Source organism: Marinobacter sp. UBA2688 (genome assembly GCF_002352785.1).
Lineage (GTDB): Bacteria > Pseudomonadota > Gammaproteobacteria > Pseudomonadales > Oleiphilaceae > Marinobacter > Marinobacter salarius.
The window spans coordinates 53,637-70,462 of record NZ_DELU01000020.1 but is presented as its reverse complement, the minus strand read 5'-3'; the positions used below and the strand labels follow the sequence as shown (position 1 = coordinate 70,462).

The 16,826-nt window shown below is 57.3% G+C and carries 20 protein-coding genes; 6 read left to right on the top strand and 14 right to left on the bottom strand.

The genetic code is table 11. The features are described from left to right. Positions 1-191 precede the first annotated feature (191 nt). The 4 genes from tssE to B3M52_RS09365 all read right to left on the bottom strand — a co-directional run bounded on the left by tssE (position 192) and on the right by B3M52_RS09365 (position 3,398). Positions 192-632: a type VI secretion system baseplate subunit TssE gene (gene tssE, locus B3M52_RS09380; protein WP_036211248.1), complete on the bottom strand. Its 441-nt coding sequence runs from the start codon at positions 630-632 to the stop codon at positions 192-194. A 3-nt stretch (positions 633-635) separates the two neighbouring features. Beyond that, positions 636-2,117 (bottom strand): type VI secretion system contractile sheath large subunit, encoded by a 1,482-nt coding sequence (gene tssC, locus B3M52_RS09375; protein ID WP_075195793.1) that lies wholly within the window; start codon positions 2,115-2,117, stop codon positions 636-638. A gap of 76 nt (positions 2,118-2,193) precedes the next feature. Continuing rightward, the gene (gene tssB, locus B3M52_RS09370) at positions 2,194-2,694 is read right to left on the bottom strand and encodes a type VI secretion system contractile sheath small subunit (protein ID WP_036211254.1); all 501 of its coding nucleotides are present in this window, start codon (positions 2,692-2,694) and stop codon (positions 2,194-2,196) included. A gap of 212 nt (positions 2,695-2,906) precedes the next feature. Beyond that, on the bottom strand, positions 2,907-3,398 hold the full coding sequence (locus B3M52_RS09365) for a DUF4442 domain-containing protein (protein ID WP_041333055.1): 492 nt from the start codon (positions 3,396-3,398) through the stop codon (positions 2,907-2,909). 151 nt (positions 3,399-3,549) lie between these two features. Between B3M52_RS09365 and B3M52_RS09360 the strand changes: the two genes are divergently transcribed. Both B3M52_RS09360 and B3M52_RS09355 read left to right on the top strand, forming a co-directional pair. Continuing rightward, the gene (locus tag B3M52_RS09360) at positions 3,550-3,810 is read left to right on the top strand and encodes an acyl-CoA-binding protein (RefSeq protein ID WP_036211260.1); all 261 of its coding nucleotides are present in this window, start codon (positions 3,550-3,552) and stop codon (positions 3,808-3,810) included. Between the two features lie 145 nt (positions 3,811-3,955). Further along, positions 3,956-4,267, top strand: coding sequence for a site-specific integrase (locus B3M52_RS09355; RefSeq protein ID WP_036211263.1), 312 nt, complete (start codon positions 3,956-3,958; stop codon positions 4,265-4,267). Positions 4,268-4,285: 18 nt separating this feature from the next. Here the strand turns inward: B3M52_RS09355 and B3M52_RS09350 are convergent, their stop codons facing one another. Together B3M52_RS09350 and greB are read right to left on the bottom strand one after the other, a co-directional pair. Continuing rightward, the gene (locus B3M52_RS09350) at positions 4,286-4,702 is read right to left on the bottom strand and encodes a hypothetical protein (RefSeq protein ID WP_075195794.1); all 417 of its coding nucleotides are present in this window, start codon (positions 4,700-4,702) and stop codon (positions 4,286-4,288) included. A gap of 159 nt (positions 4,703-4,861) precedes the next feature. Then, a complete protein-coding gene (gene greB / locus B3M52_RS09345; protein WP_036211269.1) occupies positions 4,862-5,353 on the bottom strand; it encodes a transcription elongation factor GreB in 492 nt (163 codons plus the stop codon). 255 nt (positions 5,354-5,608) lie between these two features. Between greB and B3M52_RS09340 the strand changes: the two genes are divergently transcribed. Beyond that, positions 5,609-5,863: a hypothetical protein gene (locus B3M52_RS09340; RefSeq protein WP_075195795.1), complete on the top strand. Its 255-nt coding sequence runs from the start codon at positions 5,609-5,611 to the stop codon at positions 5,861-5,863. On the opposite strand, the gene B3M52_RS09335 is transcribed toward B3M52_RS09340, so the two are convergent. From B3M52_RS09335 to ftsY, 7 genes are all read right to left on the bottom strand, one after another. Next, positions 5,864-7,339 carry a sensor histidine kinase gene (locus B3M52_RS09335; protein WP_036211274.1) on the bottom strand — a complete coding sequence of 492 codons (1,476 nt, stop codon included), beginning with the start codon at positions 7,337-7,339 and terminating at the stop codon, positions 5,864-5,866. It lies immediately after the preceding gene. After that, positions 7,326-8,006 (bottom strand): response regulator transcription factor, encoded by a 681-nt coding sequence (locus tag B3M52_RS09330; RefSeq protein WP_007155393.1) that lies wholly within the window; start codon positions 8,004-8,006, stop codon positions 7,326-7,328. Before B3M52_RS09330 ends, B3M52_RS09335 begins: the two co-directional genes overlap by 14 nt. Before the next feature lie 291 nt (positions 8,007-8,297). Continuing rightward, positions 8,298-9,209 carry an NAD(P)-dependent oxidoreductase gene (locus B3M52_RS09325; protein ID WP_075195796.1) on the bottom strand — a complete coding sequence of 304 codons (912 nt, stop codon included), beginning with the start codon at positions 9,207-9,209 and terminating at the stop codon, positions 8,298-8,300. Positions 9,210-9,311: 102 nt separating this feature from the next. Next, positions 9,312-10,181, bottom strand: coding sequence for an RNA polymerase sigma factor RpoH (gene rpoH / locus B3M52_RS09320; RefSeq protein WP_041333049.1), 870 nt, complete (start codon positions 10,179-10,181; stop codon positions 9,312-9,314). Between the two features lie 195 nt (positions 10,182-10,376). Further along, entirely contained in the window at positions 10,377-11,375 is a 999-nt protein-coding gene (gene ftsX / locus B3M52_RS09315; protein ID WP_286749444.1) for a permease-like cell division protein FtsX, read from the bottom strand. Beyond that, entirely contained in the window at positions 11,368-12,051 is a 684-nt protein-coding gene (gene ftsE / locus B3M52_RS09310; protein WP_286749442.1) for a cell division ATP-binding protein FtsE, read from the bottom strand. The genes ftsX and ftsE overlap by 8 nt, the downstream gene beginning before the upstream one ends. Positions 12,052-12,057: 6 nt before the next feature. Next, positions 12,058-13,278 (bottom strand): signal recognition particle-docking protein FtsY, encoded by a 1,221-nt coding sequence (gene ftsY, locus B3M52_RS09305; protein WP_286749445.1) that lies wholly within the window; start codon positions 13,276-13,278, stop codon positions 12,058-12,060. A gap of 165 nt (positions 13,279-13,443) precedes the next feature. Here ftsY and rsmD point away from each other — a divergent pair, with 165 nt between their 5' ends. Beyond that, positions 13,444-14,049, top strand: coding sequence for a 16S rRNA (guanine(966)-N(2))-methyltransferase RsmD (rsmD, locus tag B3M52_RS09300; protein ID WP_286749441.1), 606 nt, complete (start codon positions 13,444-13,446; stop codon positions 14,047-14,049). 39 nt (positions 14,050-14,088) lie between these two features. On the opposite strand, the gene B3M52_RS09295 is transcribed toward rsmD, so the two are convergent. Continuing rightward, positions 14,089-15,267: a DesA family fatty acid desaturase gene (locus B3M52_RS09295; protein ID WP_286749440.1), complete on the bottom strand. Its 1,179-nt coding sequence runs from the start codon at positions 15,265-15,267 to the stop codon at positions 14,089-14,091. A gap of 156 nt (positions 15,268-15,423) precedes the next feature. Between B3M52_RS09295 and mutM the strand changes: the two genes are divergently transcribed. Both mutM and B3M52_RS09285 read left to right on the top strand, forming a co-directional pair. Further along, entirely contained in the window at positions 15,424-16,248 is an 825-nt protein-coding gene (mutM, locus tag B3M52_RS09290) for a bifunctional DNA-formamidopyrimidine glycosylase/DNA-(apurinic or apyrimidinic site) lyase (RefSeq protein ID WP_286749439.1), read from the top strand. Between the two features lie 189 nt (positions 16,249-16,437). Then, complete coding sequence (locus tag B3M52_RS09285; RefSeq protein ID WP_007154263.1) at positions 16,438-16,770, top strand: hypothetical protein; 333 nt, start codon at positions 16,438-16,440, stop codon at positions 16,768-16,770. The last annotated feature ends 56 nt before the right edge of the window (positions 16,771-16,826 follow it).

The following is a 16,826-nucleotide window of genomic DNA, read 5'->3' as shown; positions in this document are numbered from 1 at the left end:
GCGAGTTCTTTTTCCCAGAAGAAAAGGTATCGCCATCGCCTCTGACTCCGAGCAGGGGTGCAGTCAGGCTTCCAAAAGACGCTGCAAGCCAATCCATGGGCGCTTGGGCTCCGCCATCCATGGCTCCGCACACTTTTGGAAGCCTGACTGCACCCCCACTCTCATCCGTGTCTTCAAGCTATTTCGTGGCGTTAAATCACCCGGTAATAGCGCTTGTCATCCAATAACAAATCAATGGTCGTTTTATCGTCTTCCGAACCCACCTTCAGGTAGACCGTCACCTGAAACCGCAACTGCAATGGATCGGGCCCCTGGGGCATCGCCATCACATCCACCCGGCTCACCCTGGGTTCAAACTTCTCAATACACTGCCGTATAGCGCTTCGAATACGAATGCTCAGATCATGGGTACCCAGCGTGGCGTCGTTGAAATCCACCAGCCCCAGGTCCGGTACGCTCTCGCTGTTGCCCGGATGGGCATTCAGCAGGCGAACCAGGTGGCGCTTGATGGAATCCACCACATGGGTTACTTCCCCCATGCTTTGCCCCGCAGGTTCGGCAGCCTGTTCCAAACGCTCGAACAGACTGCCGCCCGAAGCCTGAACACCGTCAGCACCGGTGTTCCTGAACACGGATTAGTCCTTGTCCAGACGGCCGACGAGTGACAGTTCGAAGTTCGCACCCATGTACTTGAAGTGCGGACGAACTGCCAGGGATACCGAGTACCAGCCCGGATCGCCTTCCACATCGGAAACGGTCACCTTGGCGGCGCGCAGTGGTCGACGGCTGCGAACATCCGCCGGCGGGTTTTCCTGGTCGGCCACGTACTGGCGAATCCAGGTGTTCAGCTCACGCTCAAGATCCTGACGCTCTTTCCAGGAACCAATCTGCTCACGCTGCAGCACCTTGATGTAGTGCGCCAGGCGGTTCACGATCATCATGTAAGGCAGTTGCGTACCCAGCTTGTAGTTGGTTTCCGCTTCTTTGCCTTCCTTGGTGTTCGGGAACTGCTTGGGTTTCTGTACCGAGTTGGCAGAGAAGAACGCTGCGTTGTCACTGCCCTTACGCATGGTCAGGGCGATGAAGCCTTCGTCAGCCATTTCGTATTCGCGACGGTCGGTGATCAGCACCTCGGTCGGAATCTTGGCTTCCAGCTGGCCGAAGGATTCGAACGTGTGAACCGGAAGATCTTCCACCGAACCACCGCTTTGCGGGCCGATGATGTTCGGGCACCAGCGGTACTTCGCGAAGCTTTCGGTCAGGCGTGTCGCCAACAGGTAGGCGGTGTTGCCCCACAGGTAATGCTCATGATCACCGGACACGTCTTCCTTGTAGTTGAAGCTGCGTACCGGGTTTTCAGTGGGGTCATAAGGCACACGCAGCAGGAAGCGCGGTGATGTCAGACCCAGGTAGCGAGCGTCTTCCGACTCACGCAGGGAGCGCCACTTGGCGTACTTCGGGCCTTCGAAGACGGCTTTCAGTTCCTTGATGGCCGGCAGTTCCTGATAGCTGTCGACACCGAAGAATGTTGGCGCAACGGAGGAGAGGAACGGCGCGTGGGCCATGGCGCCTACGGAAGACACATACTGCAGCAGCTTCATGTCCGGCGTGGAGGGTGTGAAGGCATAGTTGCCGACAACTGCGCCCACGGGCTCGCCGCCAAACTGGCCGTACTCTGTGGAGTAGATGTGCTTGTAGAAACCGGTCTGGGTGACATCGGGTGCGAACTCGAAGTCTTCCAGCAGTTCGGTTTTGGTGGCGTGAAGAATGTCCACCTTGATGTTCTCGCGGAAATCCGTGCGATCCACCATCAGCTTCAGGCCGCGCCAGGAAGACTCCAGTTCCTGCAGCTTGGGCGCGTGCAGGATTTCGTCCATCTGGGCGCTGATCTTGCGATCCAGCTCGACCACCATCTGGTCGACCAGTGCCTTGTTGACCGGCTGGCCTTTCTCGTCGCGTTTCAGCAGGTTGGAGATAAACGTTGCCACGCCGCGGCGCGCCACATCGTATCCTTCATCGGCGGGAGCCATGCGACTGTTGGCCATTACCTGGTCCAGCAGTGAGCCTTCCGCAGCAGCTTCGGAGGCAGCAGATTGCTGCTCAGCAGTATCAGACATACCACATCCCTTCAGTACGTTTTAATAGAAAAGTGAAACCTGCCAGCAATGGCAGAATTCGAATCAAGAGTTCGGATTATTCGCCGCTTTCGTCCGTGGCCAGCTCAAGCTCCTGGAGGAGTTTGTCGCGGGCGTCATCGTTGTCCAGCAGTTCCTGCAGCTTGGATCGGAACGATGGCACGTTACCCAGCGGGCCCTTGAGGGCAACCAGGGCTTCACGAAGCTCAATCAGCTTCTTCAGCTCAGGTACCTGACGGGAAATGCTATCCGGGGAAAAGTCGTCCAGCGTCTGGAACTCGAGGTTAACCGGCAATTCTTCGGCTTCTTCGTCCAGCTTGTTGGTGACCGTGGTGGAGAGGGTGAGACCGGCTTCCGACATCACAGAACGGAAGTTGTTCTTGTCGACGGAAATCGCCTTACGGTCTTCGATCGGAGTTTCTTCGGCTTGCCCCTTGAAGTCACCAACGACAAACATCTTCAGCGGCAGTTCTGTTTCAGCCTGCTGATCACCGGTGGCGGGGACATACTTGATATTGATGCGCTCTTTCGGCGCGACGGAACCGTCTTTTGAAGACATGCGCTTGCTCCCTGTGGTCCATGTGCAAACTCAGTTGCGGTGTTACAGTCCATTGTGCGCACCATCCTGGCACGCTACAGGCAGAACTCTACACAGGATAAATCGGGTACTCAAGCAAAAATTGGCCAGCTTCTGGCAATATTTCGACCCCGGGCAAAGAATTGCCAACCATTCGACATCCCGGGGCCTTTCACAACAATGACCTATCGCAACTAGCGACGCTTTGGCGTCCAGGCCCAGATCATTTCAATCTCGATCGGCTGCTGGCCTTCGCTGTCGTGGATGGTCACCGGCACCGAGGTTTCGCCCTTCTCTTCGGTCAGCATACGCTCACGCTGCTCAGCGGTAAGGTACGCCTCCACCTTCATATCGCCTTTGGCACGGCGGGTGTATTCGGCATGCGCGGTTTTGATCACGGGCACCTTGTCATCCGGCACGTTCAGACCGACGAGAAAGCCCGTAGCGGATTCCGCCAACAACAGGGAAGCCACGGCATGTACGCCCTTGATGTGATTCTGGACCCTGCGCTTGTTCTTCAGGGAGATCACGCAACGTTCCTGATCGAGGGCTTCAATGCGAATGCCGGTGGTACCAGTGAACGGAACCGCCTTGCCGAAAAACAGCGACAAAGCCTTGGGCCGGGCAAATTCCGGCAACTGATTGATCTTGGCAACAATGCTTGCCAGTTTGTTGGCGGCGGCCATGGGGCATCTCCGTTTATCTTAAAAGAAGGATGCGGACAATACCCCATTCGTCGAAGGATTGGAACGATCGGCCAATGACGGTCACACTGTCTCTGGCTATACTCTTCCGCATCGTGAATATCGGATTCAACACCAGAAAAGGAACCGCCATATGAGTGACCTGAAAACCCGCTTTGACGAAGCCGTCAACTACATCCAGAACGCCGAGGGCGACTTCAAACCCTCCAACGAACTCAAGCTGGAGTTCTATGCCCTCTACAAGCAGGCCACCGAAGGTGATGTCAGTGGCAAACGCCCGGGCATGATGGATTTTGTCGGCCGCGCCAAGTACGACGCCTGGGAAAAGGTCAAGGGCACCTCCTCCGAGGAAGCCATGCAGAAGTACATCGATAAGCTGGAATCCCTGAAGTAACCCGTAGTCCAGCTTGATCGGGAGCAGCCGCCGCACCGACGGTTCTGCTCCCACTCAATTTCCCTCGCAAAAGTTTTGCGGCGGTCAAACGATTGTCATAAGATGCGCGCATCATAAGAACAACAATTCACACGGAAGACGCATCATGGATATCACCGAGGCGCTGGAACAGTCGCAGCCCGGGCTTGTCAGTCGAGTGACTGGCGCCATCCGCAAACATCAGCTTAACCACCGCGCAGAGCAAACCTATCTCCACTGGATTTCCCGGTTCGTGCTTTTCCACGACCTGAAAAATCCGGAAACGCTGCAACCCGGCGACCGGCAATTATTCCTGGCTTACCTGAGCGAACGCCTGGAAGTGTCACGGGCACGCCTCAATCAGGCCAAACAGGCGCTGGCGTTCTTCTACGAAGATGTGTTGGGCAGAACTGAGCCCGAGGGCATTGTTGCCGCCTGAACCCTCGCGGCAGACGAATTATCGTTCCGTCGTTGTGGTATTGAACGCGCCGTAGTTCCGATTGGTCGGTGGGCGGATAATGTAGTTGTCGCCGTGGGTTTGCCCGGGAATGGACTTGGGGTTGCTGAAGCGGAATTCCACCGGAATTTCGCTTCGCCCGAGATCCGTGCGTGGATCACGGGGCTGAAGGGCAAGGGGATCCAGGTAGAAATCCTCGTCCGTTCGCGGCTGCACGGGCACGCCAGCCGCCGGCGCTTCCAGGCCACCTTCGATCACGGTATTGGCCAGAGACTCTTCTTCCATGGAGTTGAACGGAATGGTTTCCAGCGTTGAACGCTCTTCATAGTTGAAGGCGCCACCCTCGACGGTTTCTTCGCCGGTTTGGGCCCACACCAGAGGTGACAACGCCACCACCAGCACGGTCGCGCCGATCATAGTCCTTTTTGTATCGAATCCGCCCATAACGACTGCCTTTTTATGTCATGCCGAGCCTGACCATTATTTGAACAAATACATCTCAGGCTGACAATTTTTGATCAGTCTATCGCCAAAAACGACAAAAAACCCGGTCAGTCGCCAGTTTTGTGACACTCCTCACTTGTCGGGCGTTAGCGGTTCATAATGAATGTTGGTGATCACAACGTGATTCCAGCCATCCGGTGTTCGCACCCCCACCTCGTCGTCAATGCGTTTGCCCAAAAGCGCACGCGCCATGGGAGAGTCGATGCTCAGGTAACCGCGAGACAGATCGAACTCATCCGGCCCAACCAGCCGGTAAGTGCTTTCGTCGCCGCCTTCGTTTTCGATGGTCACCCAGGCGCCAAAAAACACTTTGCCCCGGTCATCAGGCAGACGATCCACCACCGTCAGCTCATCAAGCCGCTTGGTCAGGAAGCGCACGCGTCGATCAATTTCCCGCAACTGTTTCTTGCCATAGATGTACTCGGCGTTCTCTGAGCGATCGCCCTGAGCGGCTGCTTCCCGCACCGCCTGCGTCACTTCCGGACGCTTCTCCTTCCAGAGAAAACGCAATTCCTCACGAAGAGCCTGCTCGCCCTCCGCGGTTATGTAGCGGGTTCTGGCCATAGAAAAACCACCGTGTAGACATAAAAAAACCCCGTAAAAACGGGGTAAGGCTAGCGCTGTGCTGGAGGGAGAAGCAAGCGGAGTTTCCGCTGGCTTCCTTAGCTACACCTTCCATTTTCCACAGAACAGGTTACACAGTGGTGGCGGCCGAATTACGTTTTGGTCAGGGCCAGATTAGGTTGCGCACTCTAGACGCAGGCGTTAGCGTTCAATTAACTGAATTTCCGATTTAACGTCCAAGCACGGGATACCAGAATGAACACCAAAAAGCTTCTCAACACGGCCCTCAATGGTCTCGACAGTATCGGCTATCGGCTTGACCAATACGGCATCACCGGCAAGCTGAACCGTCATAACCTGGCGGCGTTTATCATGCTGGAACAGAAACATCTGGAAGGTGAGTGGGACAGCATCCAGGCCAAATTCGATCGTCGCCGCTCACAGGTAGACACGCTGCTGAAGCCAGTGATCAGCCGCGTAAATCAGTTCCGCGGCGCATCCAGCAACTGATCAAACGCCCCTGAGCTCCCCCGGGGAGCTCTGTTCTCCGGCTTCCGAAGCGGAAATGGTCTGGGTGTCTTTCAGACGTTTCCGGTTCGGCGAGTAAGCGGGCAACCGAATGGTGACCATCAGCCCCGGATAGTCTTCCCCTGGGTGATGATCGCTCAATGAGATAACACCCTGGTGGATCTCCGCGACCGCGCTGACAAGGCTGAGCCCAAGGCCGTTGCCGGGCAATGACCGGCTTTTGCCAACCCGGTAGAAGCGCTGGAACACCTGGTCTTTTTCGTCATCGGGGATACCAATGCCACTGTCCCCAACCTCGAAGATCGCGTCGTTGCCGTCCTTGCGTACGTTTACCCGGATCTCGCCTTGTTCCGGGGTGTACTTGATAGCGTTATCAATCAGGTTACTGACCATCTGGAACAGCAGGTCCCGATCGCCCTCGATCACCACATGATCTTCCAGGGACTGCTCGAACTGCTGCTCTTTGTCTTCCGCCAACGCTTCATACAGCTCACACGCATCGCTAACCAGCTCTCCCAGGGGTACCTGCTGCATGTCTGCTGTATTGCCACGGGTTTCCAAACGCGCGATCCGAAGCAGGGCATTGAAGGTGGCCAACAACTGGTCCGCCTCTGCCACGGCCTTGCCGGCCTGCTCCCGGGCCTCGTCGTTGTCTACCGACATAAGGGTGTTTTCAAGCTGATTGCGCAGCCGGGTCAGCGGGGTTCTTAAATCGTGGGCGATGCTGTCGGACACATGCCGGATACCTTCCATCAGGTAAACAATGCGATCCAGCATCTGGTTCAGGTTTTCTGCCAGCTGGTCGAAGTCGTCGTCGGTACCTCGGGTTGGTATACGCAGGGACAGATGCCCATTCATGATGCGCCGGGAAGTGTTGTTGATGACTTCAATGCGCCGCGTGGTGCTCCGGCTCATCAGGAACCCGCCTAACAGCGCCAGCGCCAGGGTAATACCCATCCCCCAGTTAATGGCGGTTTCGATCACCCGTTTCAGGTTAGTGAGCTCGTCCACATCACGGCCCACCAACAGGCGCAGGCCACCCTGCACTTCGAAAATGCGAGCCCGTGCGAGTCGCTCCGGACCATTCCAGCCCACTGACGGATTCAGAGTGAAATTGATCCAGCCGCTGTCAGAGCGAGAACCCTTGGGCCAGTTTTCGATGTTACCGGCGAGCTTGACGAAGTCGTCCGTCGTCAACAGATAGATGGATTTGGCGTTGGGGTCGCGGGCAACACGCTCGCGGATGATGGAAATAAGGCCATTGATACCGCTGCCACGGTATTGCTCCGCGAGGCCGGCAATCTCGGCCTCGATGGTCTCATCGGTCTGGGCAGTCATGAACCCTGCCGTGCGCCAGTAGATAAACGCCAGCAGCAAAAAAACCGAGGTGGCGAACACCACCATGTACAGCAGGGCTAACTGGAACGATGAGGTTCTGAGCTGGCTAAGCAGTTTCACGCAACATGTACCCTGCACCCCGTATGGTCTGCAGCAAGGGGGTCTCGAATTCCTTGTCGATCTTCGCCCTCAGACGGCTGATGTGTACGTCGATGACGTTGGTCTGGGGGTCGAAATGATAGTCCCATACTTTTTCGAGCAACATGGTACGAGTGACCACCTGCCCGGCATTTCGCATGAGATATTCCAGCAGACGGAACTCCCGGGGCTGAACATCAATATTGTGCCCGGCCCGCTTAACGGTTCTGGCAAGCAGGTCCATTTCCAGATCGGCCACCCGCAGCACGGTCTCGGTTTCCGCAGACTGGCGATTACGGCGCACCAGGGATTCGATACGGGCCAGCAGCTCGGTGAAAGAGAACGGTTTGGTCAGATAGTCATCGCCACCACCACGCAGGCCTTCCACCCGGTCATCCACATCGCCCAGGGCGCTGAGGATCAACACTGGAACCTGGTTGCCAGTGGCACGCACCGTTTTGATGATCGACAGGCCGTCCATACCTGGCAACATGCGGTCCACAATCATGATGTCGTAGTCTTCGCTGGCGGCCATCATCATGCCTTCCTTGCCATCCGCCGCGTGGTCCACGACAAAATCAGACTCTTTCAGCCCTTTAACAAGGTAGTTTGCCACGTCCTGATCGTCTTCAATTACCAGTGCTTTCACCGGTTTTCCTCCCGATAGCGGATTACATTAACAGCTAGGGTACGAAGAACATCCGTTGCCGACCAGTTACGATCTTGTAAGAGGGTGTCGCCAATGGCGACGGTCACGACATACCCCGAACCAGCCTAGTCTCGACACCGTATAGCCCGCAAGGCAATATTCCACGTTCATCCAACCACCATAGCCCAGGCGGTCCAGCGCTGCGAAAACATTCCGAAAGTTAATCTCACCCGCGCCGTGCTCCTGCATTTCACCTCGGCAAACAGCATGGAGACATTCATAGCGAGCCTGCTACTTGCGCTTGATGGCCGACGAAGAACCCAACAATGCCCCGTTGAGATGCTCCAGTTCCAGCAACAAACCACTGTGATCCACATCGCTGTGCCCGTTGGCGATCAGGCTTTGATACTCATTATGCACCTGCTGCGATAGCGGCAGGGTCAGACCCTCGGAACGGGCCTCATCCAGAATCATCCGCAGGTCCTTCAACTGAATTCGCGCCGGTGCACCGGGCGAAAAGTCCCGGTCAATCATCCGCTGACCGTGCAACTCCAGAATCCGACTGCCCGCAAAACCGCCCATCAGCGCCTCCCGAACTGCGGCAGGATCAGCCCCACCCTTCGCTGCCAGCAACAACGCCTCTGACACCGCGCCAATGGTAATCCCCACGATCGCCTGATTCGCCAGCTTCGCCAGTTGCCCCGCCCCTACCGGACCAATGGGCGTGCATTTCCCCAGCACCTCAAAAACCGGCCGCACCCGCTCAACGTCTGCGCCAGAGCCACCAGCCATAATACTCAGCGTTGCCTGCTCAGCGCCAACAGTGCCGCCGGACACAGGCGCATCCACATACCCGGCCCCCTGCTCCTTAGCCAAGGCCGAATGGCGTCGCGCCAGCGACGGCTGAACCGAACTCATATCAATATAGACCGCCCCGGCCTTGAGCGCCGCGATACCGCGTTGGGCCACCATCACGTCATCCACCACATCGCCGTTCTCCAGCATGGTGATGACGATGTCGGCATCTCGAACCGCGTCTTCCGGTGTACCGGCAATGGTAGCTTCATCGGCAAAAGGCTCGCACTTACTCCCCGTCCGATTCCACAACGTCATTGGATAACCCGCATCCAACAAATTCCGAACCATGGGCGCACCCATGAGGCCAACACCAAGGAAGGCTATATGAAACCGATTCTCAGTCATTTGTTCTTACCCAAGGTTTGTTTTAAAAGAGTATACAAACAAAAACGCCACCAACCCCGCAAAGGGTGGTGGCGTTCTGACAAACCCCAAGTCAACTAAGGGTTAAGCCGCCTCTTCTTCCGTTGTCATATGCAGACGAATCTTCTTCATGGCGTTTTTCTCCAACTGACGAATACGCTCAGCGGAAACACCATATCGGTCAGCCAGCTCATGCAGTGTCGACTTGCTATCCGACAACCAGCGCTCACGAAGGATATCCTGGCTACGCTCATCCAACTGCCCCAGCGCCGCCATCAGACGACCATTGGAATCGTCCGTCCAGTCTGATTGCTCCAACTGCGTGGCCGGATTGCTGCGCTTGTCTTCCAGATAATACGCCGGCGCCTGATAAGCATTGTCGTCGTCATCATCCTGGGGGCCATCGAACGCCGTATCGTGGGAAGCCAGACGGCCTTCCATCTCCCGCACAACCTTGGGCTCAACCCCAAGATCACTGGCCACGGCATTAACCTCATCATGGCTCAACCACGCCAGACGCTTCTTCTGGCTGCGCAGGTTAAAGAACAACTTACGCTGCGCCTTGGTGGTCGCCACTTTCACGATGCGCCAGTTGCGCAGGATAAACTCGTGAATCTCGGCCTTGATCCAGTGCACTGCAAAGGACACCAGGCGAACACCGTATTCCGGATTGAAACGCTTGACCGCCTTCATCAGGCCTACGTTACCTTCCTGGATCAAATCTGCCTGGGACAGCCCATAACCCGCATAGCTGCGGGCAATGTGGATCACGAAGCGCAGATGCGAAAGAACCAACTCACGCGCGGCTTCCACATCACCATCGTAATGCAGTCGCTCGGCGAGCTTGCGCTCTTCCTCGACAGACAGTACCGGAATGCGGCTGGCCGCCTGGATATAGGACTCAAGGTTGGCACCCGGAACCAGTCTGTCGATGATCTGTAAACTCGTACCCATGTCTTACCCTCCGAACATGACGACCGATAAATATAGCAACTCTAATTCAGCCCGCCAAGCACTCTGCAAATAACCCAAATTTCCATCTAAACCGTTTCAAATCAACAAACTGGAAATCTGGCTGCCTTCGAATTCTATCTTCAAGCTACGCCGAAACCTGTATTGGCTTCAATACGGTATTTCCGAGATCGGAGATCATCCGCCGGCAATTTCCCCCGGCTCAATGTCATCCAGATGGCGCTTGACGGCAACCCAGGCGCCTAACCAGCCTAACAGCATGGCTGCAATTATCAACGCCAGCGCGCCATCGACGCTCAGCCCGCTCAGGGAAAACTCACTGCGGTACAACCCAGCTAGCCGCTCCACTGGGCCACTGAGCCACCAGAGCGACACCTGGAGCAGGATAAAGGCCACAATCCCACCTCCCAGGCCAAACCAGGCCCCGGTATAGAGGAACGGCCGGCGCACGAAAGCGTCGGTGCCACCCACCAACTTTGCCACCAGAATTTCGTCGCGGCGATTCTCAATCGCAAGGCGCACGGTATTGCCAATCACCAGTACCACGGCCGCCGCCAGTAACAGTGCCAGCGCCCAGACGGCACGGCCCAACAGGTCGGTCATGGCGTTCAGACGCTGCAACCAGCCGAGGTCCACCTGTACCCGGTCAACACCGTCCAGCCCTTCAATGACCTTCAGCAGCATTTCCACGCCGTCAGCGGTGCGGGAACCTTCACTGGGTGTGACCAGCAGAGTATGGGGAAGCGGGTTTCCGTCCAGGTAATCCAGAGCGTCTTCAAGGCCGGAAGAAGCGCGGAACTCTTCCAGAGCAGTCTCACGGTCGATCAGCTCGACTTCCGCCACCCGGCTATCATCAGTCACTTCGGCTTTCAATGACCGGGCATCTTCGATGGACACAGAGTCACTCAGATAGGCCGTCACCCTTGCCGAGCTTTCCCAGCCGGCACTGACGCCTTCCAGGCTGGCCAGCAACAGCATGAGCGCCACTGGCAGCGCCAGCGCCACGCCCATCACCGTCCAGGTCATCATGCTCGCCACTGGTGAGTGCCAAAGACGCTGCGCGCTGTCCCGGGCCACCTTGCGATGATGACTCAGGTAACTTTCGGCCTGCTGGCGCCAGGGTGAACGGGCACTTTTGGCGCCTCGGGCAGGCTGCCGTCGGGGGTCGTTAGCCATGAAGCCCCCCCTTGACGCCAACACCTGTCACCAGCCGACCATGATCGAGCGTCAACGTACGGCGACCGAGATCGTTGATCAGTGCAATGTCGTGGCTAGCAATCAGCACCGTGACCCCGACCTGACTGAATTCCGCGAACAGCCGCATGATATCGGCCGACAATTCCGGGTCCAGGTTACCGGTTGGCTCATCCGCCAGCAGCACCGGGGGTTTGTTCACCACCGCTCGGGCAATGCCCACCCGCTGCTGTTCACCCCCCGACAGCTGCATCGGGTTCATCTTTTCCTTGCTCAACAGCCCCACCTTGTCCAGAGCGGCCCGTACGCGGCGACCGATATCTCGGGCCGGGGTGCCCATCACCTCCAAAGGCATGGCGACGTTGTCGAACACGGTGCGATCAAACAATAACTGGTGATTCTGGAACACCACACCTATGTGGCGGCGAATGTAAGGCACCTGACGGCGCGGCAGGGTATTGAGCACCTGCCCGCCCACAATCACCTCGCCGGCACTGGGGCGCTCCATCACCATAATCAGCTTCAGCAGCGTACTTTTGCCAGCGCCGGAATGCCCCGTAAGAAACGCCAATTCACCGCGCTCCAGGCCGAAATTGACCTGACGCAACGCGGTATGGTCGCTGTCATAACGTTTGGTGACCTGGCGGAACTCGATCATTGAAGGTTACTTATCCGGGCTTTCATCAAACAGCGCATCCACAAAGGTGCGGGCATCGAAGCTGCGCAGGTCATCCACCTGCTCCCCCACACCAATGTAACGGATGGGTAGCTGCAACTGCCGGGCGATGGCGAACACAATACCACCCTTGGCCGTGCCGTCCAGCTTGGTCAGGGTAATGCCGCTGACCCCCACTGCCTGCTGGAACACCTGGGCCTGACTCAAAGCATTCTGGCCAGTGCCGGCGTCCAGAACCAGCATGACTTCGTGGGGCGCGGACTCATCCAGTTTCTTCATGACCCGCACAACCTTCTCCAGCTCGCTCATCAGGTTGTCTTTGTTCTGAAGGCGGCCGGCGGTGTCCGCAATCACCACATCCACGCCACGGGACTGCGCAGACTGAACAGCATCGAAGATGACGGATGCGCTGTCGGCGCCGGTATGCTGGGCCACGACGGGAACGTCATTACGCTCGCCCCACACCTGCAACTGCTCAACCGCAGCGGCACGGAAAGTATCCCCCGCCGCCAGCATTACCGACTTTCCGTCCCGCTGAAAGAGCTTGGTGAGCTTGCCGATCGTGGTGGTTTTACCAACACCGTTCACACCTACCATCAGGATGACGTAAGGCTTTTTGCCCGCATCAATCTCCAGGGGCTTTGTCACATCCGCCAGCAGGCCATGGAGCTCGTCCCTCAAAGCCTTGCGCAGAGCTTCGCCGTCTTTGAGCTGGTTGCGCTCCAACTTGTCGGTCAGCGACTCAATGATTTCCGACGTGGCGGTCACACCCACATCCGCCATTAGCAAGGTGGTCTCGATTTCCTCGAGCAGATCCTCATCCACCTTCTTGCTGATCGAAAACAGATCCGCAAAACCGCCGGTCAGATTGGCACGGGTTTTACCCAACCCCTTGCGGATACGCTCGAAAACACTGACCTGAGGCGCTTCCGGCTCTGGCTCTGGTTCAGGCTCCGGCGCTGTCGGGGTTTCGGCGGGCGCTTCCTCAACAACAGGCTTTTCAGGTGCTTCCGCGACCGGCGCGCTATCGGGCTTGGGCTCCGCCTTCTCCTCCGACCCGGATTTCGGGGTAGCACCTTCCGGAGCCTCCGGCTTCTTCTGGGGCACCGGCTTTGGCCGGGGTATACGCTGACGGTTTGCCGCCACATCCAGAACAAACACAAGGACAAGAAGGGCCAGAAGGCCGATAGCAATCCACTCTGCCGTCATAGTCATACCATTGGTCGTCGATTCGCGGGATACAAGAAAGGCGGTATTCTAGCAGACTGACCGGCCTAAGTGATGGCCGTAGGTGACTCGCCCAATAAACCTTCGTAACATGGCGCAACCTGCACCGGCAGGCGTACCAAACCATGCTCGAGAGGCCTCATCCCCATGGCGCGCACCCAGAAACCCAGGCCAGCCAGCAACGGCGGCGAACTCCGCATCATCGGCGGCGACTGGCGCAGCCGCAAACTGCGCTTCCCCGAAGCCGGCGGCGTACGCCCTACACCGGCACGCACCCGCGAGACCCTGTTCAACTGGCTGACGCACCACCTCGCCGGCAGTCGCTGCCTCGACCTCTTCGCCGGCTCCGGCGCCCTGGGTCTGGAAGCTCTCTCCCGAGGCGCTGGCACCACCATCTTCGTTGATCACACCCCCACACTCGCCCAGGCCCTGAGAAGCAACCTGCGCCTGTTGAAATCAGAAAACGGAGAAGTGGCCTGCCAGACCGTCGACACCTACCTGGCCCAGACACCGGCCAAACCCGTCGACATCCTGTTCATGGACCCACCCTTCAGACAGGGCTGGCTGGAAAAACTGTTCCCGATGATCGCGGACAATGGTTGGGTAAAACCCGGCGGGTGGATCTACGCAGAACACGAAAGCGGCACCCCAACGCCCTCAGCGCCTGCCAACTGGACCCTGCACAGACAAAAAACAGCAGGCCAGGTGACCTACTGTTTATTCAGAGTGGAAGCGTCAGAAGCAACCAACTGAGGAGACCAGCCCGCCAGAATCAGCAGGCTACAAGGGCAATCACGGCGAAGGCCGAAGAGAATAAGCCCGCAAATGCGCCGCAAAGTCCTCAAGGTAGCGAATACCGCTGGCCTCCGCCTCCCGGCACCACTCCATCAGCGCATGCAACTTCTCCTGCGGCTTCAAACCACGGCGACGCCACAACTCCTGCAACTCATTACTCTTCTCATAAATCTGCCGCAGCACCGCATTGCTCTCCAGAGCAATTTCCAGGTGCTCCTTCTCCTTCGGCTTGATCAACGTCACCTCACGGGACAGCAACCGCTTCAGACTGCGATAACGCGGACGAATCTCCTCATCCATCACCGCCTTCTGCTGGCGCAACACCGGCTCCATCACCCGCTTACGATACTGACGCATAATATCGAACCGGCTGTTGGTAATGGCCTGAACCGTCTCTACATCCACTTCCTTCTTGCCGGGCACATAATGCGCAATCGGCTTGAAGCCCTTGGGTTTCGCCAGCCGAAAGAACTGGAACAGGCGGATGTAACCCCAACCAATATCCACTTCATACCAGCGGCGAGACAGCTTGGAGGAGTTGGGATAGGTGTGGTGATTATTGTGCAGCTCTTCGCCACCAATCAGGATGCCCCAGGGCGAGATATTGCGGGCATTATCACTGCACTCGAAATTGCGATACCCCATAAAGTGCCCGATGCCATTGACCACGCCGGCCGCCCAGACCGGAATCCACATCATCTGCACCGCCCAGATCCAGATACCGTGCACACCGAACAGCAGCAGATCAATCACCGCCATCAGTTGAATGCCCAGCAGTTTATAGCGGCTATACACGTTGTTCTCGACCCAGTCTTCCGGGGTGCGCTGGCCATAACGCTCCAGGGTTTCTGGCGTACCGGCCTCGTCGTACAGTTCGGCACCTTCAAACAGCACTTTGCGAACACCAAGGACCACCGGGCTGTGAGGGTCTTCTTCGGTTTCGCACTTGGCGTGATGCTTACGGTGAATGGCCGTCCACTGCTTGGTATTCTGTGCCGTGGTCAGCCATAGCCAGAAGCGGAAAAAATGCGCCAGCACCGGATGCAGATCCAGCGAGTTGTGAGCAGAATGACGATGCAGGTAAAGGGTAACGCTGATAATTGTGATGTGGGTAAGTCCCAGCGCAACCAGAATCAGCTGCATCACCGAAAGGTCCAGAAGACCGTTGTACCACATAGAGCTTTCCTCGTTCGAAATCAGGATCCGGCACTACCCAACAGCCGTATTGAGCCACTTTAGCGTACAGTTGTTAGCCCGAACAACCGCATTTGGATGCGAATTTGTTACCGATTACACTTATCCGTTACCGCCCGTGCCGCTGGAGTAGCCCCCTTGCCCGAACTGCCCGAAGTAGAAACCACCCGACGCGGCATCGCCCCCCATTGTGAAAACCGGACCATCACTCAGGTAACCGTGCGCGACGGGCGCCTGCGCTGGCCCGTGCCGGACAACCTCGCGGAACTGATCGAAGGCTCGGTGATCCACACCGTGGACCGCCGGGCCAAATACCTGCTGATTGGCGTAAGCTCGGCCACCGTTGCCGGAACATTGATCGTGCACCTGGGCATGTCCGGCAGCCTGCGGGTGATCACCGATCAGAGCGAGCCCCTACTTCATGACCACGTGGAACTGACACTCGACAACGGCATTCGCCTACGCTTCAACGACCCCCGCCGCTTTGGTTGCTGGCTCTGGTCCGAAACACCGGACCAGCATCCACTGCTCGCCAGCCTGGGGCCAGAACCCCTGGCACCGGAATTCAACGGGCGACTGCTCTATCGACTCTCTCGGGGCAAGAAGACTCCAGTGAAGTCCTTCATCATGGACAACCATGTGGTGGTGGGTGTGGGCAACATCTATGCGAACGAAGCCCTGTTCAAGGCCGGCATCCACCCCCGTCGCGCTGCCGGCCGCATCAGCCTGGACCGCTACAACCACCTGGTGGAAGCCATCCGCGAAACCCTCAGTGCGGCCATCCTCATGGGTGGAACCACCCTGCGGGACTTTGTGAACAGCGACGGCAAACCGGGCTATTTTGCCCAGTCGCTGCTGGTGTATGGCCGACATGGTGAGTTCTGCCGCGAATGCGGACATCCGCTGAAGGAAATCCGGATGAACCAGCGCTCGACGGTTTACTGCGGAAAATGCCAGCGCTGAACGGTGGCCAGACAACTAATGAAACAGAAAAACCGTTTGAAAATACGCAAATATGATTCATAGTTAACAGAGTATCCATAATCGTAAGTTACAATGTGCGGTATATGTATCGTCAGCCATTAAAGGCAGGGCGACCATCGGCCAAATCAAAATGCCGACAAGCTAAGGTAAGCTCAGGAGAAACAAGAAATGACCGGTAAGATTTCCCACATCGTTATTACAGCCGTAGCGGTATGCCTGCTGGCTTTTTCCTCCGTCGGCCACGCCCAAGCCATTGACGAAGAGCCCTCAGCACTGGCAATGACAGGCGATGCGCTGTTTGTTCGCCCGGCCCTGTTTGCCACCACCATCGTGGGAAGCGTAGTTTACCTGGTGTCCCTGCCGTTCTCCGCACTGGGCGGTAACGCAGCGGAAGCCGGCGAGGTTCTGGTTGTTGGCCCGGCCAAAGCCACCTTTGTTCGCTGCCTCGGTTGTACTCGCACCGGCAGGAAACAACAGCCCATTGAACAAAGCGGTAACTGATCCGTAAAAACCCGCCTTGCCAATTTGCGCATTCTTCGGCAGCCTGACGTTTAACC